This is a genomic window from Sphingobacterium sp. JUb56, assembly GCF_014191365.1.
GTDB lineage: Bacteria > Bacteroidota > Bacteroidia > Sphingobacteriales > Sphingobacteriaceae > Sphingobacterium > Sphingobacterium anhuiense.
Map to the genome: position 1 here is coordinate 4,267,442 of NZ_JACHWL010000001.1, position 26,533 is coordinate 4,293,974.

Here is a 26,533-nt window from a genome sequence, read left to right on the forward strand (position 1 = left end):
TTTTCTTTCAATATGTCAAAGAACTCTTTGTAGCCTTATCGTGAACACAATATCTTAGTGTCCGGGCATACGTGTGGAGAATATCGGAGTCGAACCGATGACCCCCTGCGTGCAAGGCAGGTGCTCTAGCCAGCTGAGCTAATTCCCCGTGGTGTAGATTATAGATTCAGGAACAGAGAAAGTAGACTTTACGTCTCAGATCTCATGTCTGTCATCTCACATCTAGATGGTAGTCCCGAGCAGATTTGAACTGCTGACCCCTACATTATCAGTGTAGTGCTCTAACCAACTGAGCTACGGGACTAGCTTATCATTCTATCTCTCTGGACCATCCATTTTCAGGGATGGGCACATTTCTTCAAATGTTTTTGTTTCTTATATAAATCATGTGTATCCGTAACGAGCTTCAATTCCGAATGCTCTAGAAAGGAGGTATTCCAGCCGCACCTTCCGGTACGGCTACCTTGTTACGACTTAGCCCCAATTATCGGTTTTACCCTAACACGCTCCTTGCGGTTACATGCTTTAGGTACCCCCAACTTTCATGGCTTGACGGGCGGTGTGTACAAGGCCCGGGAACGTATTCACCGCGTCATTGCTGATACGCGATTACTAGCGAATCCAACTTCATGAGGTCGAGTTGCAGACCTCAATCCGAACTGTGAACGGCTTTTAGAGATTAGCATCATATTGCTATGTAGCTGCCCGCTGTACCGTCCATTGTAGCACGTGTGTAGCCCCGGACGTAAGGGCCATGATGACTTGACGTCGTCCCCACCTTCCTCACAGCTTACGCTGGCAGTCTGTTTAGAGTCCCCACCTTAATGTGCTGGCAACTAAACATAGGGGTTGCGCTCGTTGCGGGACTTAACCCAACACCTCACGGCACGAGCTGACGACAGCCATGCAGCACCTAGTTTCGTGTCCCGAAGGACTGATCCGTCTCTGGATCATTCACTAACTTTCAAGCCCGGGTAAGGTTCCTCGCGTATCATCGAATTAAACCACATGCTCCTCCGCTTGTGCGGGCCCCCGTCAATTCCTTTGAGTTTCAATCTTGCGACCGTACTCCCCAGGTGGATAACTTAACGCTTTCGCTTGGACGCTTACTGTGTATCGCAAACATCGAGTTATCATCGTTTAGGGCGTGGACTACCAGGGTATCTAATCCTGTTTGATCCCCACGCTTTCGTGCATCAGCGTCAATACTAACTTAGTGAGCTGCCTTCGCAATCGGAGTTCTAAGACATATCTATGCATTTCACCGCTACTTGTCTTATTCCGCCCACTTCAAATAGATTCAAGTCCTACAGTATCAAAGGCACTGCGACAGTTAAGCTGCCGTCTTTCACCACTGACTTATAGGACCGCCTACGCACCCTTTAAACCCAATAAATCCGGATAACGCTTGGATCCTCCGTATTACCGCGGCTGCTGGCACGGAGTTAGCCGATCCTTATTCTTCAGGTACATTCAGCTTCCTACACGTAGAAAGGTTTATTCCCTGACAAAAGCAGTTTACAACCCATAGGGCAGTCATCCTGCACGCGGCATGGCTGGTTCAGAGTTGCCTCCATTGACCAATATTCCTTACTGCTGCCTCCCGTAGGAGTCTGGTCCGTGTCTCAGTACCAGTGTGGGGGATTCTCCTCTCAGAGCCCCTAGACATCGTAGCCTTGGTGAGCCGTTACCTCTCCAACTAGCTAATGTCACGCGAGCCCATCCATATCCTATAAATATTTGATCACAAACCGATGCCGGTAAATGATGTTATGCGGTGTTAATCTCTCTTTCGAGAGGCTATCCCCCTGATATGGGTAGGTTGCTCACGCGTTACGCACCCGTGCGCCACTCTCATCAGTTCGTAGCAAGCTACTCCCTGAATCCCGTCCGACTTGCATGTATTAGGCCTGCCGCTAGCGTTCATCCTGAGCCAGGATCAAACTCTCCATTGTAAAATGAAGTGTAAGATCAAGACTATTTATAATAAATAGAATTGTCTTGTATTTTAATTTCTAATTCTAAAATTGAACAGGTTGATTTTTTTTAACTTTCGTCGTTTCTCAACACTACTCGTTACGTTACATGATTATATTTTTAAAGAACTTCTGTCGCTTCCGCATCTCGCTTCGGCTTTTATGATGTCGGCATTGCGCCGGTATCGATCTTGTTTCTGTTTCCCTTCGTTTCCGTTGGGACTGCAAAGGTAGAAATCTTTTTGGTTTCTCCAAAATAAATGTGAAAATTTATTTTTTTTGTTTTCCTGCTGTTTCTGCGTTTAATCTTCATTAAACCCTTCTTTTTTCAGTGCCTCCCCTTTCGGATCAGCCGTTCCTCCCTTGCGGAGTGGTGCAAAGATAGGGACTTTTTATAATCACTTCCTAATCTTTTTTCGCTTATTTCTCCATAATAAGGTTAACTAACTGTAACATTGGATGATTCATTTGTAGGCGTAGCTACATTGAAGACTTCAAAATCATAATAATTACGAATCTGAAGTCTTCAATGTACTTAAGCAGTATAAAAGATTCTAGCGTAGTATCTATCTTTTTATTCCTATAAGGATGATACTTTACAACAATTACTCATCATAAATTTGCATTTAGAAAATAAATTCCTGCAAAAAATCAAAATACTTTTTTGAAAAGAAGTGATAGGATACATTTTCTTCCCATATTCCACAGCATATATCCATATTATACGGGTATTATATCATGTCAATGCTTTCTTAATGCATCAACAAGTCTAAAATACCTGGTTAAAAATACAATTCGCCCACCCATCATCAGCGCATTTTTGTGCCTATTGCATATAGATTATTGTCAACTCATTAAAAAATAACAACAATTCCATATCTATTTTTATGTAGATTTCAATTATTTTCTTGTTATTCACTGTACGAAATTCTAGAATTATGTTATAATAGCAACAAAAATGAGTTCAATACACTTTATCTCAATATCTAATAGGCAGCATCGAACAGCTTTTTACATTAAAAAATAATTCATTTATACTTAGAAAAGTGAGTTACATCCTAATTATACTAAATAATATGATGAATTTACAAGCACACGTCTCTATACGAATGATTAAAGGAGCTGGTTAAATCATGGTTACAATTTAAATTAGAAAACTTAAATCCTCCTTTCAATAGGCAGTTAATAACTTATTTATAAACAGAGTAGTCCTCTATGATTCTAAAATTAATTCAGTTTGTCAAGCAAGGATGGTACTGTATCTTTTCACCAAATCCTCTAGGCAACTATCTGAAAAAAGAAAATAGTTCAATAACAAGAAGTTATTTGGCGGGAAAAGTGCTTTTTACTAAGTAAAGAAGAATAAGCAGAAGCTGCCATTATGCTTGTCCGATAGGAAGAGGATGTAGAAGCTGAATAGGTTAAATGATGAGCATGATGAGCATGACGGGCCTGCAGAAGTTACCGGAAGAACAGGAATAGCCCTGTTCTCAGCATAAAAAGGTATAAACACAAAAAATCCTCTGCTGTTTAGCAAAGGCTTCTGTATAAAAAAAGGCACCGACCTACTCTCCCACCTGTTACGGCAATACCATCGGCTCTGGCGGGCTTGACTTCTCTGTTCGGAATGGGAAGAGGTAGACACCGCCGATATAGGCACCTAAAATGTTTTTATGTGATATATGCTCTATAAAAAGCATTATCTATAGACAATTGAAAGAAAAACTAAAAGAGGAAGACAACAGTGTTTGCGTTGCTTGAGAAAGCTTCGGGTGATTAGTATTGCTCAGCTATGGTATTTCTACCTTTACACCTGCAACCTATCAACGTAGTAGTCTACTACGGCCCTATAAGGAAGTCTCATCTCGTGGCTAGTTTCGCACTTAGATGCTTTCAGCGCTTATCTATTCCCGACGTAGCTACCCAGCCGTACACCTGGCGGCATAACTGGTTTACCAGCGGTCAGTCCATCCCGGTCCTCTCGTACTAAGGACAGATCCACTCAAACTTCCAACGCCCACAACAGATAGGGACCGAACTGTCTCGCGACGTTCTGAACCCAGCTCGCGTGCCACTTTAATGGGCGAACAGCCCAACCCTTGGGACCTTCTCCAGCCCCAGGATGTGACGAGCCGACATCGAGGTGCCAAACCTCCCCGTCGATATGAGCTCTTGGGGGAGATCAGCCTGTTATCCCCAGCGTACCTTTTATCCTTTGAGCGATGGCCCTTCCATACAGAACCACCGGATCACTATGTCCGTCTTTCGACCCTGTTCGACTTGTTGGTCTCACAGTCAAGCAAGCTTATGCCATTGCACTCCTCGTACGGTTACCAAGCGTACTGAGCTTACCTTTGAAAGCCTCCGTTACCTTTTTGGAGGCGACCACCCCAGTCAAACTACCCACCAAACAATGTCCTCGACATGATCGAGTTAGAAACCGAATACAGAAAGGGCGGTATTTCAAGGTTGATTCCATGACTCCTGGCGAAGCCACTTCAACATCTCCCGCCTATCCTACACATCCTGTACCCAATTTCAATGTTAAGCTATAGTGAAGGTGCATGGGGTCTTTCCGTCCCGTTGCGGGTAATCGGCGTCTTCACCGATACCACAATTTCACCGAGCTCATGGCTGAGACAGCGCCCAGATCGTTACACCATTCGTGCAGGTCGGAACTTACCCGACAAGGAATTTCGCTACCTTAGGACCGTTATAGTTACGGCCGCCGTTTACTGGGGCTTCGATTCAATGCTTCTCTTGCGATGACATCCCCTCTTAACCTTCCAGCACCGGGCAGGTGTCAGGCCTTATACTTCATCTTTCGATTTTGCAAAGCCATATGTTTTTGTTAAACAGTCGCCTGGGCCTTTTCACTGCGGCTTCTCCATCGCTGGAGGAAGCGCCCCTTCTCCCGAAGTTACAGGGCCATTTTGCCGAGTTCCTTAGCCATGATTCACTCGAGCACCTTAGGATTCTCTCCTCGACTACCTGTGTCGGTTTACGGTACGGGTTTTTATAACCTGAAGCTTAGCGGGTTTTCTTGGAAGTCTGTTTACCTGCTCTATCAGCGCCGCCGAAGCTTTGCTGTACTATTGGGTTTCAGCAGGGTCGGCGGATTTGCCTACCGTCCCTATACCTACGCCTTTTAACGAACTATTCCGTCAGTTCGCGGCAGTGTCACTACTCCGTCACCACATCGCAGTTATAAAAAGTACTGGAATATTAACCAGTTGTCCATCGGCTTACTCCCTTCGGATGCGCCTTAGGCCCCGACTAACCCTGATCCGATTAGCGTTGATCAGGAAACCTTAGTCTTTCGGTGGGCGGGTTTCTCACCCGCCTTATCGTTACTTATGCCTACATTTGCTTTTCTATCAACTCCACGGCCCATTACCAGACCGCTTCTCCGTAAATAGAATGCTCCCCTACCAGACATGCACAAAATGCATGAATCCATAGCTTCGGTAATACACTTGATGCCCGTTTATTATCCACGCCCGACCGCTCGACTAGTGAGCTGTTACGCACTCTTTAAATGAATGGCTGCTTCCAAGCCAACATCCTAGCTGTCTGTGCAGTCGGACCTCGTTAGTTCAACTTAGCGTATATTTAGGGACCTTAGCTGATGGTCTGGGTTCTTTCCCTCTCGGCCTTGGACCTTAGCACCCAAAGCCTCACTGCCGGCCATATCTTATAGCATTCGGAGTTCGTCTGGATTTGGTAGGATTTGACTCCCCCGCACCCAATCGGTAGCTCTACCTCTATAAGACTCCATGCCGACGCTGTTCCTAAAAACATTTCGGGGAGTACGAGCTATTTCCCAGTTTGATTAGCCTTTCACCCCTACCCTCAGGTCATCCGGAAACTTTTCAACGTTTATCGGTTCGGTCCTCCATTACATGTTACTGCAACTTCAACCTGCCCAAGGGTAGATCACAAGGTTTCGCGTCTACCTCATCTGACTATGCGCCCTATTAAGACTCGCTTTCGCTTCGGCTGCGTGGCTGAACCACTTAACCTTGCCAGACAAGAGTAACTCGTAGGCTCATTATGCAAAAGGCACGCCGTCACTGGACCTGCCAGCTCCGACCGCTTGTAAGCACACGGTTTCAGGTTCTTTTCACTCCTCTGTTCGAGGTTCTTTTCACCTTTCCCTCACGGTACTAGTTCACTATCGGTCTCTCAGGAGTATTTAGCCTTATCAGATGGTGCTGACAGATTCCCACAGGGCGTCTCCGACCCCGCGGTACTCAGGGTACTGCTAGGCTAGCATTCTATACGTGTACAGGGCTATCACCGTGTATCGCTGGGCTTCCCATCCCATTCCACTTCTGTTTGCTAATGCCACATCGCAGCCCTACAACCCCAACAATGCCGTAACATTATTGGTTTGGGCTCTTTCCCGTTCGCTCGCCACTACTTGGGAAATCATTATTATTTTCTTCTCCTACGCCTACTTAGATGTTTCAGTTCAGCGCGTTCGCGTATTTTACAACATACCTTCAGTATGCTAGGTTGCCCCATTCGGAAATCTTCGGATCAAACTCACATTTGCTAATCCCCGAAGCTTATCGCAGCTTATCACGTCCTTCATCGCCTCTGAGAGCCTAGGCATCCCCCGTGTGCCCTTATTTACTTTCTTCACCTCATAGCCCTTTTGCTACTATGGGTTGCTTTTTGATATATAACCGTGATGCTACGCATTAATCCGTTCGGCCTTGACCGAGGGTCTTCATAATACATCAAGCACATCACAGTATTGTCTCTACTGTTGTCTTCTCTTGTAATTTTTTTTCTTTCAATATGTCAAAGAACTCTTTGTAGCCTTATCGTGAACACAATATCTTAGTGTCCGGGCATACGTGTGGAGAATATCGGAGTCGAACCGATGACCCCCTGCGTGCAAGGCAGGTGCTCTAGCCAGCTGAGCTAATTCCCCGTCTTATTTATGGTAGTCCCGAGCAGATTTGAACTGCTGACCCCTACATTATCAGTGTAGTGCTCTAACCAACTGAGCTACGGGACTAGCTTATCATTCTATCTCTCTGGACCATCCATTTTCAGGGATGGGCACATTTCTTCAAATGTTTCTGTTTCTTATATAAATCATGTGTATCCGTAACGAGCTTCAATTCCGAATGCTCTAGAAAGGAGGTATTCCAGCCGCACCTTCCGGTACGGCTACCTTGTTACGACTTAGCCCCAATTATCGGTTTTACCCTAACACGCTCCTTGCGGTTACATGCTTTAGGTACCCCCAACTTTCATGGCTTGACGGGCGGTGTGTACAAGGCCCGGGAACGTATTCACCGCGTCATTGCTGATACGCGATTACTAGCGAATCCAACTTCATGAGGTCGAGTTGCAGACCTCAATCCGAACTGTGAACGGCTTTTAGAGATTAGCATCATATTGCTATGTAGCTGCCCGCTGTACCGTCCATTGTAGCACGTGTGTAGCCCCGGACGTAAGGGCCATGATGACTTGACGTCGTCCCCACCTTCCTCACAGCTTACGCTGGCAGTCTGTTTAGAGTCCCCATCATTACATGCTGGCAACTAAACATAGGGGTTGCGCTCGTTGCGGGACTTAACCCAACACCTCACGGCACGAGCTGACGACAGCCATGCAGCACCTAGTTTCGTGTCCCGAAGGACTGATCCGTCTCTGGATCATTCACTAACTTTCAAGCCCGGGTAAGGTTCCTCGCGTATCATCGAATTAAACCACATGCTCCTCCGCTTGTGCGGGCCCCCGTCAATTCCTTTGAGTTTCAATCTTGCGACCGTACTCCCCAGGTGGATAACTTAACGCTTTCGCTTGGACGCTTACTGTGTATCGCAAACATCGAGTTATCATCGTTTAGGGCGTGGACTACCAGGGTATCTAATCCTGTTTGATCCCCACGCTTTCGTGCATCAGCGTCAATACTAACTTAGTGAGCTGCCTTCGCAATCGGAGTTCTAAGACATATCTATGCATTTCACCGCTACTTGTCTTATTCCGCCCACTTCAAATAGATTCAAGTCCTACAGTATCAAAGGCACTGCGACAGTTAAGCTGCCGTCTTTCACCACTGACTTATAGGACCGCCTACGCACCCTTTAAACCCAATAAATCCGGATAACGCTTGGATCCTCCGTATTACCGCGGCTGCTGGCACGGAGTTAGCCGATCCTTATTCTTCAGGTACATTCAGCTTCCTACACGTAGAAAGGTTTATTCCCTGACAAAAGCAGTTTACAACCCATAGGGCAGTCATCCTGCACGCGGCATGGCTGGTTCAGAGTTGCCTCCATTGACCAATATTCCTTACTGCTGCCTCCCGTAGGAGTCTGGTCCGTGTCTCAGTACCAGTGTGGGGGATTCTCCTCTCAGAGCCCCTAGACATCGTAGCCTTGGTGAGCCGTTACCTCTCCAACTAGCTAATGTCACGCGAGCCCATCCATATCCTATAAATATTTGATCAAAAACCGATGCCGGTAAATGATGTTATGCGGTGTTAATCTCTCTTTCGAGAGGCTATCCCCCTGATATGGGTAGGTTGCTCACGCGTTACGCACCCGTGCGCCACTCTCATCAGTTTGTAGCAAGCTACTCCCTGAATCCCGTCCGACTTGCATGTATTAGGCCTGCCGCTAGCGTTCATCCTGAGCCAGGATCAAACTCTCCATTGTAAAATGAAGTGTAAGATCAAGACTATTTATAATAAATAGAATTGTCTTGTATTTTAATTTCTAATTCTAAAATTGAACAGGTTGATTTTTTTAACTTTCGTCGTTTCTCAACACTACTCGTTACGTTACATGATTATATTTTTAAAGAACTTCTGTCGCTTCCGCATCTCGCTTCGGCTTTTATGATGTCGGCATTGCGCCGTTATCGATCTTGTTTCTGTTTCCCTTCGTTTCCGTTGGGACTGCAAAGGTAGAAATCTTTTTGGTTTCTCCAAAATAAATGTGAAAATTTATTTTTTTTGTTTTCCTGCTGTTTCTGCGTTTAACCTGAATTAAACCCTTCTTTTTTCAGTGCCTATCCTTTCGGATCAGCCGTTCCTCCCTTGCGGAGTGGTGCAAAGATAGGGACTTTTTACAATCACTTCCTAATCTTTTCCGGAAATAGTTTGCCGTGGACCGGTAAAAGGCTTATAACCTGACCGATAAATTCACCGATGATCTATTCTCGGGGCTGAGAAACGGACAATCCTGGCTTTGAACTGTAAAAAAGGGTAGCGGGGGGATGGTTCGTCCTGGGTCTTCTTTTATGGATGCAGTATGCTTTTAGGAAATGGTTCCGCAGAAATTATATCTTTTTCAGTACAGCGGCATCATCGACACTATCACTATAGCTGATAAGGTGATTCATGTCTGCTCATGCTGCCCGCAGGGTCGACATCTACTTTATACTATAAAGTATATACTACAAAAGGAGCCAAAAAGGTGGTTGTGTTTTGATATAGCCAAGCTATCCTCCGTTGAAATACTCCGGAATAAGGCATATTATAACCTGCTCGGGAACTGAAAGGGAACTGATTATTACTTAGGCTGGGATTTATATAGAGATTACTTGGATTTTATAGGGGGGGTATAGGGCTTTACCTCTACTAACCCCCTAGTAAGAACAATATTATACTCATATTTCCATAATACCGGGATAATGTAAAAAACATCATTTATTCACATGTCCTTATTCATAAGGAAACATAGAGCTCCTTACTTTGAGAAAATGATTCATGATGATAAGAGTTGCTTTTTTTGCGGAGATAATGATTCCTGACTTTGACGGAGCTTCACGAACAATTTTTCAACTTGTCGACCGCATCGATAAAAAACGGTTTGAATTTTTGTTCATATATGGAACAGGACCAGATCAAGTACAAGATTTCGAGTCCTTGAAAATTCCATCTTTAAGCATTCCGATACAACAGAACTATAGTATGGCGATTCCAGCTCTAGCAGATCAACGCTTAAAAAAGAAACTCCAGGATTTTAATCCCGATATTATTCATATTGCTACACCTTCTCTTTTAGGTTTCTACGGGCAGCGATATGCATTAAAAAATCAAATACCGGTCATCAGCATCTACCATACACACTTTGTCAGCTATATTGACTACTATCTCAAGCATTTTACTTTTTTGGTTGGCCCTACAAAGAAAAGAATTATCCAGACACAGAATAAATTCTATAATAACTGTGATAAAATCTATATTCCAACAAATAGCATCGTTTGCGAACTTACAAAAATGGGTATTAACCCAAGCTTGATGCAGATCTGGAAACGTGGGATTGACAACAGTCTATTTTCTCCAGACAAAAAAGATCACAATTGGCTACAAGAAATAACAGGAAACAGGCATCCGACGATATTATTTGCCAGTAGGCTGGTTTGGGAGAAGAATTTAAAAATCCTGATCGCGATCTACAGCTTATTAAAGCAACAGAACATTCTTTTCAATTTTATAGTCGCTGGAGACGGTTCTGCAATGGACTCTTGTCGACAGCAGATGCCTGAAGCTATCTTTCTAGGCAAATTGAATCATCATGACCTTGCCAAATTGTATGCTTCTTCAACCTTATTTGTCTTTCCTTCACATTCCGAGACTTATGGTAATGTCGTTATCGAAGCCATGGCATCAGCGTTACCTTGCATTATTGCAGATGGCGGAGGTTCTGCAGATTTAATAACCGAAAGTGTAACAGGTTTTAAATGTAAACCGCAGGATGCGGCAGCTTTTGTCAATCGCATTATACACTTACTACAGGATAGTAGATTAAGAAAGGAGATTGGACATGCGGGATTACAATTCAGCAAATCAATAGATTGGAGCTCTTTAGCTAACACCTATTTTGAAGACTTAGAACAAATGAACAGAACCGCTAATGATTCAATCATTAAATTTCAGGTTGGTTAATGCGTAAAAAAATTTTCAAAATTACAATTAGTCTTGTCGTACTCTCTTCATTGCTTGTCTTTATCAGTCACATTGATCTTAAGGCAGTACTAAAAGAAGTTACTAATATAGGGTGGAATCTCCTCTGGATTATAGTCATTACGGGTTTAGCCTATGTATTGGCTACAGCGGGATGGCAAAATTGCTTCATCGAAAAACCGAAACGGACTTCCTTATGGCAGCTATTCTGCATCCGACATATCGGGGAAACAATAGGACTATTCAATCCCACAAGCATAATTGGGGGCGATTATATAAAAACAGTCTTGCTGAAACCGACGGGTACATCTGAACAAGAAATTTTAAATTCAGTTTTAATATCGCGGTTTTTGACCATTATCACGCAATTTTCATTATTTGGAATTTCTGGTTTTTGGTTTTTAATGAGCTCTTTTAATCAAAATATTCCTAAACAGTTGCTAGCGGTACTGTGGATATTAGTGATTACATTTTTTTGTATTCCACTGATTATTTTTATTATTCTCAAGAAATCCAAAGAACTACAAGTGGCTTCTACGCTATCCTGGAAAGCACTCCGAAAACTAAGTATACGTATTCAGACGATCCTAAATGCGGTACTAACTTTTCATCAAAATCAGCCGTGCAAATGTTATCGTGCATATTTTTATTTTTTCTTACACTGGACTGTTGGTGCTTTGGAGCTTTTCCTCATCCTATACTTTTCAGGTATTACGATTCCGATTATCCTGAGTCAATTTATGGACATGGGTATTATTATTATCAAAAGCTTTGGCGCTTTTATTCCTGCTCAAATTGGGGTGGAGGAATTCGGGAATAAAATTTTACTGACCAGTGCTGGTATCTATACGGTTCAAATCTGGTTGATCATCGCTTTAATAAGACGTTCTAGACAAGTTTTTTGGATTGCATTTGGTTTTTTAGCTTATTTCGGAATTAAAAAAGAGGGGATACGATCCTAATATGGAAATTCTTTGCGTAAGTCATAAATTTCCGCCCGCTATTGGAGGGATGGAAAAACAAAGCTTTGAGCTTATTAACGGATTGGCCCCCTATACAACTGTACATAAAATAGTTTATCAGGGGGATGAATCTATTATCAAATTTTTTTACCTTTTAAATAAGCGGATTCTAGCGTTGCTCTTATTACATCCTAATATAAAGGTTATTCATTTTAATGATGGTCTGATTGCGGCTTTGTCTTTAAGACATAATGGTTATGAACAGTTAAAACGGGTGGTTACTGTTCACGGCCTTGATGTGGTTTTTCCTTTAGCCTATTTTCAACAAAAAATTATCCCTCAATTCAACAAATTTGACAAAATAATAGCTGTAAGTACTGCTACAAGGGAGGCTTCCATCAATAGTGGTATTCATCCCAATAAGATTGAAGTGATTCAAAATGGTGTAGACCATAGTCTTGTCTTGGATAACACTGTGGCTATTGAAACTGTCTTAAAGAAATATGGAATTGCTACAAAGGCCGAGCATCTCATCATCGCCATAGGCAGACCTGTGAAACGAAAAGGCATTTCCTGGTTTATTAAACATGTGCTACCTCAACTTCCATCAGATTATAAGCTGATCTTAATAGGTCCTTTTGCGCCAATCGCAACAAGGAAAGAGAAATTGCTTTATGCTCTCCCATCTTCTCTACGGCATCTAACGATGTTGTTCTTAGGATTTCCATCCGATCAAAAAGCTATACGTCATTATTTACGGGATCCTAATTTCAAAGATCGGTTACAGCATATCGGAAAAATTCCTACGACTGATTTGCAATGCTTGTTACGCCACGCGGGATTATTCATTATGCCTAACATCAAAGTTGCAGGCGATATGGAGGGTTTTGGTTTGGTTTGCCTGGAAGCTAGTATCTGTGGGGCAACTGTATTTGCTTCGGATATTGAAGGGATCAGTGATGCGATCATCCATCAGAAGAATGGAGTTCTTCTACCTCCTGAGCAGGAGAATTGTTGGATTTCTGAAATTAAAAATACGCTTGAACATCCTTCGCTTCTCAAGAACAGAAGCGAAGAATTTCAAGCATATTCTTTAGGAAATTACAGCTGGGATAAAATGGTAAGGGCTTATTTTAATTTGTTTCAAAGCCTAATTGCACATTCTTAATGTTTCTTTTAGCTCCTCTCCCCTTCCTATTGTAGAAGAAAGCTGAGATATATGGTTTCAGATTTCCCTTCATGTTTTTATTTCAAAGTAAACCATCGGTCAATACCTCAAGTCCTCGAGCAAATTAAAAGGCACTAATTCCTGTAATATCGTTACCTGTTATCAACAGGTGAATATCATGTGTTCCTTCGTAGGTTATCACAGATTCTAAGTTCATCATGTGACGCATCATCGGAAAATCTCCCACAATTCCCATAGCCCCTAATATCTGTCTTGATTCTCTAGCGATTTCTAATGCCATGTGTACATTATTACGTTTTGCCATTGAAATCTGTGCTGGGGTTGCTTTTCCTTCATTTTTCAGTACGCCTAAGCGCCACGACAATAATTGAGCTTTTGTAATCTCTGTGAGGAATTCTGCTAATTTCTTTTGTTGTAATTGATAGGATGCGATCGGTTTCCCGAACTGTTCTCGTTCTAACGCATATTTTACTGCCGTTTGGTAACAGTCTATTGCAGCTCCGATTGCTCCCCAAGATATGCCATACCGCGCGGAGTTCAAGCATGAAAAAGGTCCACGGAGCGAATTTACTTCTGGAAGAATATTTTCTGCGGGAATTGCTACGTTTTGAAAGATCAGCTCTCCGGTTTTGGAAGCTCGTAGTGACCATTTGTTTAGTGTTTCAGGAGTGGAGAAGCCATCCATACCTCGTTCTACTATGCACCCTCTTATTTTATCTTGTTCATCCCGTGCCCACACTATTGCTATATCACATATCGGGGCATTGGTAATCCACATCTTTGCTCCATTAAGAATATATTGGCCGTCTTTTTTTAACAAACGGGTTTCCATGGCTGCTGGGTCTGAACCATGGTTCGGTTCTGTTAAACCGAAACTACCGATATATTCTCCTGAGGCCAGCTTGGGAAGGTATTGTTTTTTTTGTTCTTCACTTCCAAATGTAAAAATGGGATACATGACTAATGATGACTGTACGGAAGCTGCTGACCGGATGGCGGAGTCTCCTGCTTCTAGCTCTTGCATAATAATACCATAAGCGATATGATCTAATCCTGCACCACCATATTCTACTGGTATATAAGGCCCCAAAGCTCCAAGAGCTCCTAATTTTAACATCAGATTGGGAATATCCTCATGATGTTGAGCGGCATGGTCTATAACTGGCTTTATTTCCGTAGTGACAAAATCACGAATGGATTGTCGGATGAGCTTATTTTCATCAGACAATAGCGCATCTATATTAAAATAATCACATGTTGAATTCATATCTGTCATAATTTAATATCTAAATATAGCCAATATTTAGAATATAATTCATTATATTTAAAATATAAACGAATAATATAAACCATTATGATAAAACAAGAATTAAAAGAATTGGGCATTCTAGCGACCAATCTGGGTTCTTCTACGGGACAAAATTGGTTTGCAACTGGTGCGGATATTACTTCCAGTTCACCCGTTGATGGTCAGGTAATTGCTACAGTGACTTGCTCTTCCCATAATGATTATAAAGATATCTGCGCTCAGGCGAAAAAAGCATATGCGATCTGGCGACTTGTTCCTGCTCCGCAAAGAGGTGAAGTGATTCGGTTATTCGGGAATAAATTAAGGTCATTAAAACCTACGCTCGGAAAGCTTGTTTCTTATGAAATGGGAAAATCACTACAGGAAGGCATGGGCGAGGTGCAAGAAATGATTGATATCTGTGATTTTGCAGTTGGTTTATCCCGTCAGCTTTATGGTTCAACGATTCATTCGGAACGTCCATCCCATCGTATGTACGATCAATATCATCCTTTAGGTGTTGTTGGTGTTATTTCTGCATTCAACTTTCCTGTGGCTGTTTGGGCATGGAATACAGCACTAGCATTGGTATGTGGAGATGTTGTGATCTGGAAACCGAGTGAAAAAACTCCTTTATGTGCCATAGCTTGTCAACAGATTTTGGCGGGGATATTAAAACAGAAAGAATTACCAGAAGGCATCTCTAATTTGATAATTGGAGATAAGACTGTGGGTGAATGGTTAGTACATGATACTAATATTCCTTTAATATCTGCTACAGGTTCAACTGCAATGGGAAAAACAGTAGCACAACATGTTGCTGCTCGCCTTGGCAGGTCTATTTTAGAACTTGGCGGAAATAATGCGATCATTATTACACCGGATGCGGACTTGAAGATGACGACGATTGGTGCTGTATTCGGCGCTGTAGGTACGGCCGGTCAGCGCTGTACTTCAACGCGTAGATTAATCATTCATGAAAGTGTATATGAACAAGTCAAAGCATCATTGATAAAAGCATATGCTCAACTACAGATCGGAGATCCTCTACTTCCAGAAAATCATGTAGGTCCACTGATCGATCAAAAGGCAGTCGCACATTATTTAGATGCCCTATCTGAAATTGAGAAACAAGGGGGTAAGCTGATTGTCACCGGTGGTTTACTCACTGGAAAGGGATTTGAAAGTGGTTGTTACGTAAAACCTGCGATTGCTGAAGTGGAAAACCATTATGATATAGTTCAACAGGAGACTTTTGCTCCAATTCTTTATTTAATAAAATATCAAGGTGATGTGATGGAAGCAATCGCTATCCAAAATGATGTGAAACAAGGGCTGTCTTCGGCTATTATGACTAATAATCTGCGCGAGGCGGAATTATTCCTCAGTGCACAAGGATCAGATTGTGGAATTGCTAATATCAACATCGGAACATCGGGGGCAGAGATCGGTGGTGCTTTTGGAGGTGAAAAAGAAACTGGTGGTGGACGCGAATCTGGTTCGGATGCCTGGAAAGCCTACATGCGGAGACAAACCAATACCATTAATTACAGCACCGAACTTCCTTTGGCACAAGGAATAACCTTTAACCTTTAAATGACAACGACATGAGTACAGTTCACGAAATATTATCTAAACATTTGCTCGCAGATGGTTTTCCAATTGTGATGGATATAGAAAAATCACATGGCTCTTATCTAGTCGATCAAAATGGAGATGCTTATCTGGATTTATTCAGCATGTTTGCATCTGTTGCTATTGGTTATAACCATCCCTATCTCCTAAAGCATCAAGATTTTTTAGGTAAAATGGCGATTAACAAACCTGCTTTATCGGATATTTACCCCAAAGAATTTGCTGATTTTATGCAAGTATTCGAACGCGTAGCGCTACCAAAGGAACTGCAGTATTGTTTTTTTATTGCAGGAGGAACTTTAGCCGTGGAAAACACTTTAAAAGCTGCTTTTGACTGGAAGACACGTTTAAATTTTGCTTCAGGAATTGAAAAGGAAGCTTCTCAGGTCATTCATTTCAAAGAGGCATTTCATGGGAGATCTGGTTATACACTTTCGTTGACCAATACGAAGGATCCTAGAAAACACATGTATTTCCCTAAATTTAACTGGCCGCGTATCAGCAATCCAAAACTAACATTCCCGATCACGGAAATTGTTTTAAACGCAGTTATTGAAAAAGAAAAAACAGCCATTCGAGAAATCAGAAATGCACTTGACAATCATCCGAATGATATCGCCTGTATTATTATAGAACCAATTCAGGCAGAAGGGGGAGACAATCACTTCAGAAAAGAATTTCTACAGGCTCTGCGCGATATCTGTGATGAGCATGATATTTTATTGATTTTTGATGAGGTACAAACTGGAATTGGCTTAACAGGATCGATGTGGGCCTATCAAACGATTGGAGTTGTTCCCGATTTAATCGCATTTGGAAAGAAGACTCAGGTCTGTGGTTTGCTTGCCAACAAAGAAAAGTTTGACCGCGTAGAAAAACACGTTTTTAAAGAATCATCCCGTATCAATTCGACTTTTGGAGGTGATTTTACAGATATGATGCGCTTTAAACTTATTTTAGAAGTGATAGAGCAGGAAAAATTAATTGAACAGATCCCTAAGAAGGGTGAACATTTTATTCAAAAACTGGAAGCTTTAGCAAGTAAGCATGGACAAATAAGCAATATAAGAGGAAAAGGATTGTTTATCGCTTTTGATTTTCCCAATGAGCAGGAAAGAGACAAGTTTATTAAGAACGCTTTTGCACAGAGACTGATTTTACTGGGCTGTGGAGAAAGGACGATTCGTTTTAGACCGCATCTGAATATTCAGATGAACGAAATCAATGAAGCATTTACGATCATGGAAGGGATCTTATAGCATCTTATTTGTAAAGATTCCCTATTTCAAATGAATCTCGTTACATTTGCCTTTATTATCAAGATAAAATATGGATGCAAGTAAATTAGCGTTGGTTCAATTGGTGACTATTATCCATTTTGTATTAATGGCCATCGCATTATTCAGATTATTTAGGCTCAAAGATGTAACCGGGGGCTTTGTTATACTATCAATATTGGGCATGTGCGTTCCTATACTAGGTCCCTTTGGGCTTATCTTGATTGTAAACAAGAAGAAAAAAGAGATCGATCTAGCAGATACTAAGAAAAGAAGCTCTCCTGTACAAAAAAAGAAAAAAGCCCGTAAATAATATTTAAGGGCTTTTTTTATTTATCCAAGTGGTAGCTCAATTGCTTCACGTGGAACGAAATTTCCGCTATCATCCGTTATGAAACTCATCGGGCTATCCGGATCCTTAATAATCTCAAATAAAATGAAACCCCAAGATTTCCAGAAATTTTCCAATACCTGACCGTAAACCTTTACCTGCCAGTGATCAAAAATGGGCTTCATGGACATATCTGCCAAAGGCATCGGTTCGACATATATCATTTTTGGGGTATTGAGATAGGTATATTCTGGAAGACGGTTGAAGAGGTATACAGAATAAAAATAACGTGCTGCTATTTCTTCAAATTGAACTGGGTGCAGTGTTTTTCCTTCTACCATTTTTAAAACATCTTCATGGTAGATATTATTCGTTGCATTATCTTGTAAACAGGCAACAATTCCAAAGTCATTCATTCTCAAAGAAAAAATCAGGGTATTGATTTCATCGCGATAATTAAACGTTTCCGCAGGATTATCTACTTTACTGATAAAAATTGAAAATGGATTGGTTCCTTCAAATTCCATTGGTTGCAGTAAGGACTGCAACATCGCATGCAAGTTTTTGAACTTCTGAACGAGTACCTGAGAGAAATTCATCTCTTCGCCTGTTAAGGTCTGTTGGCGAATACCGGTCTGAATTTCATTAAATACAACACCATACAGTATTTTAGACATCCACTGAAATAGTGTGATCTGCGGTAATTCGCTTACAGCATCAAAACCTAGTGCAAATGCACGTTCTACCTCAGATTCCATTTTTTCAATTACCAATGCGGCCTCTACGGAACAAGGAAGTTTTAGACTTTTATAAGTGACGAGAGACTCGTCTAACATCTTAAAAGGTTTTTCTTCTAAATCAAAGGCACGCATCATCCATACTGGAAAAACCTGAATTTGTTCGTCCACAGATGAAAGCTCCTTCCCTGTCAAGAAACAGGTTTGGTTATCAAACTTAAATGTTTTAAATGGATTGTATAGTGATGTTGACATATAGGGCACAAAGGTACACGTTTTATAAAAAGTAAAGTCATCACAAAATAAACTTTGGATTCAATTTATATTATTTTATTTTCAATAATTACTGAAAGTACAAAAACTATTATTACATTTGAATAGAGAAAGAAATAATCCTGGACAAAAATGAAATTAGAAGAAGCAAAACAACAATTTATAGATACTTGGGGGGCATTAGGTACAGAATGGGGAATTAATAAATCTGTTGCTCAAGTACATGCCCTACTGCTCGCATCTAGTAATCCACTTTCAACTGATGAAATAATGGAAAAACTAGTCATCTCCCGAGGAAATGCGAACATGAGTATTCGACAGCTAGTTGATTACGGTGTTGTTTATAAAAAGCATATTGCAGGAGATCGAAAAGAATACTTTATTGCTGAAAAGGAAGTACTAAAATGGGCAATGAAAATTGCAATCATGCGCAAACAAAAAGAATTAGATCCTGTCATGGACATTCTGAAACAAATTAGTGCATCCACTGAAAAAGAAACTTCAGATGATGGAAAAGAATTCCACAAGACAGTGAAAGATATACAAGTACTAACTGACCAATTAGAAACGATTGCAAATAAGTTATTTAATACCAACAGAGGTGATTTATTAATTAAATTATTAAAATTAATGATGTAGCGACATGAATTATAATATAATAGCCTATGGCATATATGGTTTATTGACCATTTACATTATTCTTTTTGTGGGAAAACTTTTTCATAAAAATGGTAGAATCTTCATCATATTTCTTTCCGGAAATAAAGAAAAAACAGCTGATACTACAAATGATATATTATTGATAGGTTATTATTTATTCAACATCGGTTATGCCATTTTACAATTTAGTTACTGGAACCAGTTAACAAGTTTTAATGAATTATTAACAAGTATAGCAATGAAAATGGGCATCTTAATCTTACTACTTGCCGGAATGCATTACATCAATATCCTTGTCATCTATATTTTATCAAAAAATAACACAAATTCTTTAACCATCAAACAATAAAGTCATGGAAAATTTAACAGTTCTCGGTTATCTTATTTACTTACCTATTGCTATAGGATTGACGTATTATGTTGCATATACGCTATTTAAAAACAGTATCGTGTATATGAATGATATTTTTGAGGGTAGACCTGAAGTTGCCAAGGCGACTAATAATCTTTTTCGCATCGGTTTTTACCTGATGAACTTAGGATTTGCACTTTACATTTTAGAAATCACCATGTTTAAACCATCTACGCAAGAATTAATTGAAAGACTAAGCTATAAAATTGGTGGTTTTAGTATTTATTTGGGAATTATGCTTTTTGTGAACATGTTCTTATTCTTTAGAGGAAAACGTATTGCAAAACAAAGTAAAAGCACATTACCTAGTAACTTGCAAGAATCTTAAAAAAATAAAAAAGGGCATCTCTTGTGGAGATACCCTTTTTTATTGAGATAAACGATTTACGCTACTCCTACCTTAAAATTTTCAAAAGTCAAAACAGCATCTACTGTATTTCCCTCTTTTGTCTTCACGCCTTTTAAAGTTGATGTCTTTCCTTTTTCAAGCAGGTTTTTCATCTCTTTTTCTTCCAGCATAATGCCATTCAAGGTGCGCCATATTTTGAAATCACACCCTCTTGCATAATGGTCACATTGTGCGACTTTATCAAATAACTGAATTTGCCCTGCTGCACATTTTGGACATTTTATCTTTCCTTTCTGCAACGGTTTGATTTCTTCATGGGCAATAGAAATTCTTAATTGCAACAGTTCTTTTGTAATGCGTTCGGTGTAGTCTTTGATATGCTTCATAAAGACCTCATACGAAACTTTATTGGCCCGCATTTCTTCCAGTTTCTGTTCCCATTTACCCGTTAGCGTTACTTTGGCTATGGAGCGGTCTTTGACCAGGTTATAGACGGTCAACCCTTTATCTGTGGGAATGAGTTTCTTTTTATCGCGCTTAATATAATCTCTTTGAAACAAGGTTTCAATAGTTGCTGCCCGCGTAGCTGGAGTTCCCAACCCACAGTCTTTCATAGCCTGACGCATTTCATCGTCATCGATTTCTTTTCCCGAAGTTTCCATTGCTTTTAACAATGATGCTTCAGTGTGTATCGGCTTTGCCTTGGTAAATCTTTCGGATAGTTCTAACGATAAGATTTCCAATAACTCTTCTGCTGTCAATTTAGGTAATTGGGCATTTTCATTATCTTGATCTTCGGTATTTTTATCTTCATCAGGTAGTTCAACTTGATCTGCTGATAGGCGCCACCCATACTGCTTGATAACTGTTCCTTTTGCAATTAATTCGACACCTCCTGCATTGATCACAACCGTGGTAATATCTTTTAAACAGACATCGGAAAAACTTTCTACCATACGTTTAGCAATCATATTGTAGATATTGCGCTGTTCCTGAAGCAAAGCTCCTGGCTTTTCATCTGTCACTAACAGTGCGTGGTGATCAGTTACCTTCTTCTCGTCTACAGATCTTTTATTGAGTTTTGCTCCGATTAGATTACGTGAAATCGTCGCTATACCTTCTTCTGCTGTATCTGCTAAATGTTGAAATAATGCTTCAATCTGTTCGAATACATCTTCTCCAATATAACGAGAACCTGTACGGGGATAGGTGATGACTTTTTTCTCATAAAGTGTCTGTGCTATATTTAAGGTCTGATCGGCAGAATATCCGTATTTCTTATTGGCATCCTGCTGCAGGGAAGTTAAATCAAATAATAAAGGCGGTTGTTCTTTCGTTTCTTTTGCTTCAACTTTAGTTACTGTGGCCTCCGAGCCAATGGTAATCTTAGCAATAGCTTCTTCTGCAACATCCTTTTTATCTATTTTTTCGGAAGTAGCTTTGAATTTGATATTCTCTTTTTCAAAACCGGCCTGAATTTTATAGAAAGTCTGGGGTTTGAAATCTTTGTTTTCTAAATATCGAGAACAAATCATGGCCAATGTAGGAGTCTGTACGCGACCAAGTGATAATAAACCTCTATTACCTGCGGCCAAGGTGATAGCCTGTGTTGCATTGATTCCAATAAGCCAATCGGATTCAGAACGGGAACGTGCTGACATATATAAACTGTCGTATTCTGTTCCTTCTTTGAGATTTGCAAATCCTTCTTTAATTGCTTTGTCCGTTTGCGAGGATATCCACAAGCGTTTAAAAGGAACTTTTGCTCCAAGGTAGTAGTAAATGTTTCGAAAGATCAATTCTCCTTCTCGCCCAGCATCGGTTGCGACGATTACTTCTTCTGCTTTATCTAGCAAATACTTAATCGTATTCAATTGCTTTAGTGCACCAGCATCATCAATTTGCTTGCCATCACGCTTTAACTTTTTTGATTCCAGTTTAAATTCTGTGGGAATAATGGGCAAATTTGCGATTGACCAATTATGAAATCCGTAAGCTTGTGGTGTACACAGTTGAACCAAATGCCCAAAAGCATAGGTGAAAGCATATCCATTTCCTGAAATGTAACCATCATTGGTTTCTTTTGCACCCATAACTCGGGCCAAATCTCGTGCAACGGATGGTTTTTCGGCAATAACGACTTTCATATTTTTTATTTAGATAAAATACACGATCGCGAAAAGGTGTCTTTTCACAATCCCGAAATTTTTAATATTGTATATTCTTAAGCTTAATCTATTGAAGGAATAATCATACCTGTTATCTTGCGATATAGATCGATGGCATAGACATCTGTCATTCCTGAAACAAAATCCAAAACGGATCTAATTTTAGAATAAGAATCTTCTTGGTCTGTATAAAATTGATGTGGAATTAATGCTACTAATTTTTCATCGTAACTATTTTTATTCTTTTTTAGATAAGCTGGAACAAACTCGGCCAAGAGCGCGTTCATCACTTTATAGCCCGCTACCTCAATCTGCACAACCGTAGGCGCGTTATAAATCTTCGCTACTGATATTTTATTAATTCTTTTGAGATGTGCTACGATATCAGCGTCTAGAGCATCCATCAGTGCAGATGGAAAAGTACCTTTTAAAAATTGTTCCTGCTCATTATAAAATACATCAACACATGCTTTTGTCAACGTATTGATTGCTTTTGCTCGTAACAGTGCTACTCGGCTGGCGGTATCGTAAAGAGAATCCAAACGGGCTCTTAGATCTTCTCCTCCACATAGTGGTAATAGTAAATCTTCAACTTCGGGATAAGATAAAATTTTTAAATGATGTGCGTCTTCTAAATCGATAATATTATAGCAAATATCATCTGCGGCCTCTACGAGATAGACTAATGGATGCCGTAAATACCCCTTAGGATTCGTTGGGTCTTCCAACAATCCTAACTCTGCAGCTATCGTTTCAAAGGTTTCTCTTTCCGATGCAAAGTATCCATATTTTTTACGGTGGTGATTTTTCTTGATATGACCATCAATCGCGGCACAAGGATATTTAACAATTGACGCTAAAGATGTATAGGTTAAAGCAAATCCTTTATCATCTTTTCCGTTGAAAGGATGTGTCAGTATTCGCAATGCATTGGCATTACCTTCGAAATGTGTCAGATCTGCCCATTCTTCCTTCGTTACCTGTTCTTGATATTTACGACCATCACCCTCTGTAAAATAAGTCGAAATGGCAGCTTCACCGGAATGTCCAAATGCCGGATTTCCCAGATCATGAGAGAGACATGCGGCAGATACCATATTGCCGACTTCTTGTAAATAGGGATATAATTCATCAATCTCTGAATCTGCATCTTTCATCTTTGTGTAAAACAAACGTCCCAATGATCTTCCGACGCTAGCTACTTCTAGACTATGGGTAAGTCTATTGTGAACAAATACCGCTCCTGGCAACGGGAATACCTGCGTTTTATTCTGCAATCTTCTAAATGGAGAAGAAAAAATCAATCTATCGTAATCACGTTGAAATTCTGAACGTGCTATTAAATGACTATCACTGACACGATGTTCATACCCCCAGCGTTTAGCGGATAGTAATTGTTTCCAATTCATACTTGTATTTACAGACATATTGCAAATATACATTTTTTGATTTTCTAAGTGCGGTGGCTTTTTCGAAATTGATTTTTTATAAATAGCAAGAATCGTTTTTTAAAAAGTTTATAATCTTTATCTTTAACAAGGAATCAAAACAACCATCATCATGAGTAACTATCATTTGCCGTCTATCCATAATTTTACCAGCACTGTTAACGAGAAGAACACGCACCTTATTATTTTAAAAAATACGCGCGGGATGCAGGTTGCCCTTAGTGATTATGGTGCTCGAATAGTCAGTATCCTTGTCCCTGACAACAAAGGGAAACTTACTGATGTTGCTTTGGGTTTTAGCAATATTGGTCTTTACTATCGCGCTGATGAACAATATCACGGTGTCACAGCAGGAAGATTTGCAAATCGTATCGCAAATGGAAGGTTTGAATTAAATGGTAAAGAGTATCAGCTTCCTATAAATAATGGCATCAATTGTTTACACGGTGGACCTGAGGGTTTTCATAAAAAAATATGGGATCGTCGTGTCAGTTATGAATCACAGGCTGAATTTTACCTCGTTTCCAAAGATGGCGAAGAAGGGTTTCCTGGGAATTTGAATGTTTCGGTTACATATACGTTAACAAATGACAATGAAATCATTATCAAATACAGAGCAGACAGCGATGAGGATACCGTGATCAATTTGACCAATCATACTTATTTCAATCTAAATGGAGAGGGATCTGGAGATATTCTAAGTCATCAGTTAAAAATAAACTCCGATGCTTACCTTGCTGTCGATGAGAACCAAATTCCGATTGCAACAGTTCCGGTAGAAGGAACGCCTTTCAACTTTAAAGAATTTAAATCCATTGCGCAGGATATTACTGCTAATGACGAACAGCTGATTGCTGCCAAAGGATATGATCATTGTTTTGTCAACAACAGCCCTATTTCTACAGCTTGCGCTACGGCATACGCTCCGAAATCGGGTATACGCTTAGATGTTTTTACTACTGAACCAGGGGTACAATTGTATACAGGCAACTGGATGACGGGAAATGACACCGGTAAATCTGGAAATGTTTATCTGCCCTATGCAGGTTTCTGTTTAGAAACACAACATTTTCCGGATAGTCCCAATCAACCGGACTTTCCTTCCACAGTTTTAAAAGCGGGAGAAGAATTTATATCGGAAACTCATTTTAAATTCTCTCTTGAAAAATAGCATGAATTGGTTAGAAAGTTAGATTACTTTTTACACTAACTTTCTAACCGACTAATTGGTTACTATTTCACCAACTGGCTCAAAGCATTTTCCACTTTGTCAAATCCAAATGCGGTGATTACTTCTTTAAACATACGTTGTATCTGATCATTACCTAAATTACCGATACTTCCTTCATGGGTATGGTTCACTTCTTTTGATGGCTGGAATTCTCCTGCATCAATCGCAATACCAATATTTTTATAGGCTTCACGGAAAGGAACACCTTTTAGAACTTCATTATTGACAACTTCAACTGAGAATAGATAATCGTATTTTGGATCATCTAAAACATCTTTTTTCACTGAAATATGTTCTAGCATAAACGTTGCAATTTCTAAACAATCATTCAATGACTTAAATGCAGGGAAAAGGTTTTCTTTTAGCAATTGTAAATCACGGTGATATCCAGAAGGAAGATTAGTTGTCATCAATGCGATCTCATTGGGTAATGCTTGAATTTTGTTGCAACGTGAACGGATCAATTCAAAAACATCAGGGTTCTTCTTATGTGGCATAATACTAGAGCCTGTTGTTAAATGTGCAGGGAATGAAATGAAACCAAAATTTTGATTGATGTATAGGGTGACATCCATGGCAAATTTTGCTAAAGTAGCCGCGATGGAACTCATCGCCTGTGCTAAGATACGTTCTGTCTTACCTCTGCCCATTTGTGCATAGACTACATTATAATTTAAATCATCAAATCCCAATAGATTTGTTGTCATTGTCCGATTTAAAGGAAAAGAAGATCCGTAGCCAGCAGCAGATCCTAAAGGATTTTTATTACATACTTTCCATGCTGCTTTCATCAATTCCAAATCATCGACTAAACTTTCTGCATATGCTCCGAACCACAATCCAAATGAGGATGGCATAGCGATCTGCAAATGTGTATAACCTGGAATCAGGATATCTTTATATTGTTCACTTAATTTAATCAATTGCTGAAAGAAAATCTCTGTATTACCGACCATGTTTTGGATTTCGGTTCTGAAATACAGTTTCAAATCTACGAGTACCTGATCATTTCTTGAGCGTCCGGAATGAATTTTCTTTCCTGCTTCTCCGATCCGCTGTGTTAATAACATCTCTACTTGTGAGTGTACGTCTTCAACAGAATCCTCTATTTCAAATTCTCCGGCACTAATTTCTTGATAAATATTTTTCAGTTCCTGCTGTACAATAGCAAGGTCTTCATCGGTCATCAAGTTGATACTATTCAGCATACGAGTATGGGCCAAAGATCCCAAAACATCAGCGGCTGCTAACTGCAAATCCATCACTCGATCATTACCTACAGTAAAAGATTCGACAAATGAATCAACATCTATATTTTTTTGCCAGATTTTCATTTTTTTAGTACGCTATTTATATACTTGACAAAAATACCATTTGAAAACAAATAAAACAATTGAAGTTCAGGTCATACTATGGATCGATGTGACAATTGATCGAATTCGATCGATTGTTTTACAGTAATGTGGGTATGATTTTATATTAATTAAAAATATTTTTATGTTAAATGTTTGTTAAAACTCAGCAAACAGCGATAGTGAGTGAGCGATTACTTTGTTTTTAATTCACCCATTGTGACAACAATTTAATTTTTATATGTTTGTATCATAAGGGAGAGTGAAATATAAAAATATACGTTTTAAAGTTAGCAAACACTTACTTTTA

Annotated in this window: 15 protein-coding genes, 4 tRNA genes and 4 rRNA genes; 10 read left to right on the forward strand and 13 right to left on the reverse strand. The window is 40.1% G+C overall.

Annotated elements, in window-relative coordinates; all coding sequences use genetic code 11:
- Positions 1-74 precede the first annotated feature (74 nt).
- The 8 genes from FHR29_RS18140 to FHR29_RS18175 form a co-directional block, all read right to left on the reverse strand.
- Positions 75-148, reverse strand: a tRNA-Ala gene (locus FHR29_RS18140).
- Positions 149-227: 79 nt separating this feature from the next.
- A tRNA-Ile gene (locus FHR29_RS18145) sits at positions 228-304 on the reverse strand.
- A 121-nt stretch (positions 305-425) separates the two neighbouring features.
- Positions 426-1,955: ribosomal RNA gene (locus FHR29_RS18150) — 16S ribosomal RNA — on the reverse strand.
- Between the two features lie 1,573 nt (positions 1,956-3,528).
- Positions 3,529-3,640: ribosomal RNA gene (gene rrf / locus FHR29_RS18155) — 5S ribosomal RNA — on the reverse strand.
- A 93-nt stretch (positions 3,641-3,733) separates the two neighbouring features.
- Positions 3,734-6,621: ribosomal RNA gene (locus FHR29_RS18160) — 23S ribosomal RNA — on the reverse strand.
- 223 nt (positions 6,622-6,844) lie between these two features.
- Positions 6,845-6,918: transfer RNA gene (locus FHR29_RS18165), tRNA-Ala, on the reverse strand.
- A gap of 10 nt (positions 6,919-6,928) precedes the next feature.
- Positions 6,929-7,005: transfer RNA gene (locus FHR29_RS18170), tRNA-Ile, on the reverse strand.
- 121 nt (positions 7,006-7,126) lie between these two features.
- A 16S ribosomal RNA gene (locus FHR29_RS18175) occupies positions 7,127-8,656 on the reverse strand.
- Together the 16S, 23S and 5S rRNA genes with 4 tRNA genes alongside form the textbook arrangement of a ribosomal RNA operon.
- A gap of 1,055 nt (positions 8,657-9,711) precedes the next feature.
- Here FHR29_RS18175 and FHR29_RS18180 point away from each other — a divergent pair.
- From FHR29_RS18180 to FHR29_RS18190, 3 genes are read left to right on the forward strand one after another with little or no spacing between them, the layout of a single operon-like run.
- The gene (locus tag FHR29_RS18180; RefSeq protein WP_260292200.1) at positions 9,712-10,893 is read left to right on the forward strand and encodes a glycosyltransferase family 1 protein; all 1,182 of its coding nucleotides are present in this window, start codon (positions 9,712-9,714) and stop codon (positions 10,891-10,893) included.
- Complete coding sequence (locus tag FHR29_RS18185) at positions 10,893-11,873, forward strand: lysylphosphatidylglycerol synthase domain-containing protein (RefSeq protein WP_132843652.1); 981 nt, start codon at positions 10,893-10,895, stop codon at positions 11,871-11,873. Before FHR29_RS18180 ends, FHR29_RS18185 begins: the two co-directional genes overlap by 1 nt.
- A 1-nt stretch (position 11,874) precedes the next feature.
- Positions 11,875-13,041: a glycosyltransferase family 4 protein gene (locus tag FHR29_RS18190; RefSeq protein WP_183916177.1), complete on the forward strand. Its 1,167-nt coding sequence runs from the start codon at positions 11,875-11,877 to the stop codon at positions 13,039-13,041.
- Positions 13,042-13,165: 124 nt separating this feature from the next.
- Here FHR29_RS18190 and FHR29_RS18195 read toward each other — a convergent pair whose 3' ends face one another.
- The gene (locus tag FHR29_RS18195) at positions 13,166-14,338 is read right to left on the reverse strand and encodes an acyl-CoA dehydrogenase family protein (protein WP_132771489.1); all 1,173 of its coding nucleotides are present in this window, start codon (positions 14,336-14,338) and stop codon (positions 13,166-13,168) included.
- 78 nt (positions 14,339-14,416) lie between these two features.
- Here FHR29_RS18195 and FHR29_RS18200 point away from each other — a divergent pair, with 78 nt between their 5' ends.
- The 3 genes from FHR29_RS18200 to FHR29_RS18210 all read left to right on the forward strand — a co-directional run bounded on the left by FHR29_RS18200 (position 14,417) and on the right by FHR29_RS18210 (position 17,575).
- Positions 14,417-15,946, forward strand: coding sequence for an aldehyde dehydrogenase family protein (locus FHR29_RS18200; RefSeq protein WP_183916179.1), 1,530 nt, complete (start codon positions 14,417-14,419; stop codon positions 15,944-15,946).
- Between the two features lie 11 nt (positions 15,947-15,957).
- Positions 15,958-17,244, forward strand: a complete 1,287-nt coding sequence (lat, locus tag FHR29_RS18205) for an L-lysine 6-transaminase (protein WP_183916181.1) — start codon at positions 15,958-15,960, stop codon at positions 17,242-17,244.
- Between the two features lie 70 nt (positions 17,245-17,314).
- Positions 17,315-17,575 (forward strand): hypothetical protein, encoded by a 261-nt coding sequence (locus FHR29_RS18210; RefSeq protein WP_021190586.1) that lies wholly within the window; start codon positions 17,315-17,317, stop codon positions 17,573-17,575.
- Between the two features lie 20 nt (positions 17,576-17,595).
- Here FHR29_RS18210 and FHR29_RS18215 read toward each other — a convergent pair whose 3' ends face one another.
- A complete protein-coding gene (locus FHR29_RS18215) occupies positions 17,596-18,585 on the reverse strand; it encodes a hypothetical protein (RefSeq protein ID WP_183916184.1) in 990 nt (329 codons plus the stop codon).
- Between the two features lie 150 nt (positions 18,586-18,735).
- On the opposite strand from FHR29_RS18215, the gene FHR29_RS18220 reads away from it, so the two are divergent.
- From FHR29_RS18220 to FHR29_RS18230, 3 genes are read left to right on the forward strand one after another with little or no spacing between them, the layout of a single operon-like run.
- A complete protein-coding gene (locus tag FHR29_RS18220; RefSeq protein ID WP_021190584.1) occupies positions 18,736-19,242 on the forward strand; it encodes a GbsR/MarR family transcriptional regulator in 507 nt (168 codons plus the stop codon).
- 4 nt (positions 19,243-19,246) lie between these two features.
- Positions 19,247-19,612 (forward strand): hypothetical protein, encoded by a 366-nt coding sequence (locus FHR29_RS18225; RefSeq protein ID WP_021190583.1) that lies wholly within the window; start codon positions 19,247-19,249, stop codon positions 19,610-19,612.
- Positions 19,613-19,616: 4 nt separating this feature from the next.
- Positions 19,617-20,003: a hypothetical protein gene (locus FHR29_RS18230; protein ID WP_021190582.1), complete on the forward strand. Its 387-nt coding sequence runs from the start codon at positions 19,617-19,619 to the stop codon at positions 20,001-20,003.
- Between the two features lie 56 nt (positions 20,004-20,059).
- On the opposite strand, the gene FHR29_RS18235 is transcribed toward FHR29_RS18230, so the two are convergent.
- Positions 20,060-22,171, reverse strand: coding sequence for a type IA DNA topoisomerase (locus FHR29_RS18235; protein ID WP_168127850.1), 2,112 nt, complete (start codon positions 22,169-22,171; stop codon positions 20,060-20,062).
- Positions 22,172-22,254: 83 nt separating this feature from the next.
- On the reverse strand, positions 22,255-23,619 hold the full coding sequence (locus FHR29_RS18240) for a deoxyguanosinetriphosphate triphosphohydrolase (RefSeq protein ID WP_132771495.1): 1,365 nt from the start codon (positions 23,617-23,619) through the stop codon (positions 22,255-22,257).
- 133 nt (positions 23,620-23,752) lie between these two features.
- Between FHR29_RS18240 and FHR29_RS18245 the strand changes: the two genes are divergently transcribed.
- Entirely contained in the window at positions 23,753-24,811 is a 1,059-nt protein-coding gene (locus FHR29_RS18245) for an aldose epimerase family protein (RefSeq protein WP_183916186.1), read from the forward strand.
- A 62-nt stretch (positions 24,812-24,873) separates the two neighbouring features.
- Here FHR29_RS18245 and argH read toward each other — a convergent pair whose 3' ends face one another.
- Positions 24,874-26,205: an argininosuccinate lyase gene (gene argH, locus FHR29_RS18250; RefSeq protein WP_168127852.1), complete on the reverse strand. Its 1,332-nt coding sequence runs from the start codon at positions 26,203-26,205 to the stop codon at positions 24,874-24,876.
- Positions 26,206-26,533 lie beyond the last annotated feature (328 nt).

Bases quoted from the DNA above. Each gene is read 5' to 3' on its own strand.
- FHR29_RS18180 (WP_260292200.1), top strand. From the start codon at position 9,712: ATGATGATAAGAGTTGCTTTTTTTGCGGAGATAATGATTCCTGACTTT.
- FHR29_RS18185 (WP_132843652.1), top strand. From the start codon at position 10,893: ATGCGTAAAAAAATTTTCAAAATTACAATTAGTCTTGTCGTACTCTCT.
- FHR29_RS18190 (WP_183916177.1), top strand. From the start codon at position 11,875: ATGGAAATTCTTTGCGTAAGTCATAAATTTCCGCCCGCTATTGGAGGG.
- FHR29_RS18195 (WP_132771489.1), bottom strand. From the start codon at position 14,338: ATGACAGATATGAATTCAACATGTGATTATTTTAATATAGATGCGCTA.
- FHR29_RS18200 (WP_183916179.1), top strand. From the start codon at position 14,417: ATGATAAAACAAGAATTAAAAGAATTGGGCATTCTAGCGACCAATCTG.
- lat (WP_183916181.1), top strand. From the start codon at position 15,958: ATGAGTACAGTTCACGAAATATTATCTAAACATTTGCTCGCAGATGGT.
- FHR29_RS18210 (WP_021190586.1), top strand. From the start codon at position 17,315: ATGGATGCAAGTAAATTAGCGTTGGTTCAATTGGTGACTATTATCCAT.
- FHR29_RS18215 (WP_183916184.1), bottom strand. From the start codon at position 18,585: ATGTCAACATCACTATACAATCCATTTAAAACATTTAAGTTTGATAAC.
- FHR29_RS18220 (WP_021190584.1), top strand. From the start codon at position 18,736: ATGAAATTAGAAGAAGCAAAACAACAATTTATAGATACTTGGGGGGCA.
- FHR29_RS18225 (WP_021190583.1), top strand. From the start codon at position 19,247: ATGAATTATAATATAATAGCCTATGGCATATATGGTTTATTGACCATT.
- FHR29_RS18230 (WP_021190582.1), top strand. From the start codon at position 19,617: ATGGAAAATTTAACAGTTCTCGGTTATCTTATTTACTTACCTATTGCT.
- FHR29_RS18235 (WP_168127850.1), bottom strand. From the start codon at position 22,171: ATGAAAGTCGTTATTGCCGAAAAACCATCCGTTGCACGAGATTTGGCC.
- FHR29_RS18240 (WP_132771495.1), bottom strand. From the start codon at position 23,619: ATGTCTGTAAATACAAGTATGAATTGGAAACAATTACTATCCGCTAAA.
- FHR29_RS18245 (WP_183916186.1), top strand. From the start codon at position 23,753: ATGAGTAACTATCATTTGCCGTCTATCCATAATTTTACCAGCACTGTT.
- argH (WP_168127852.1), bottom strand. From the start codon at position 26,205: ATGAAAATCTGGCAAAAAAATATAGATGTTGATTCATTTGTCGAATCT.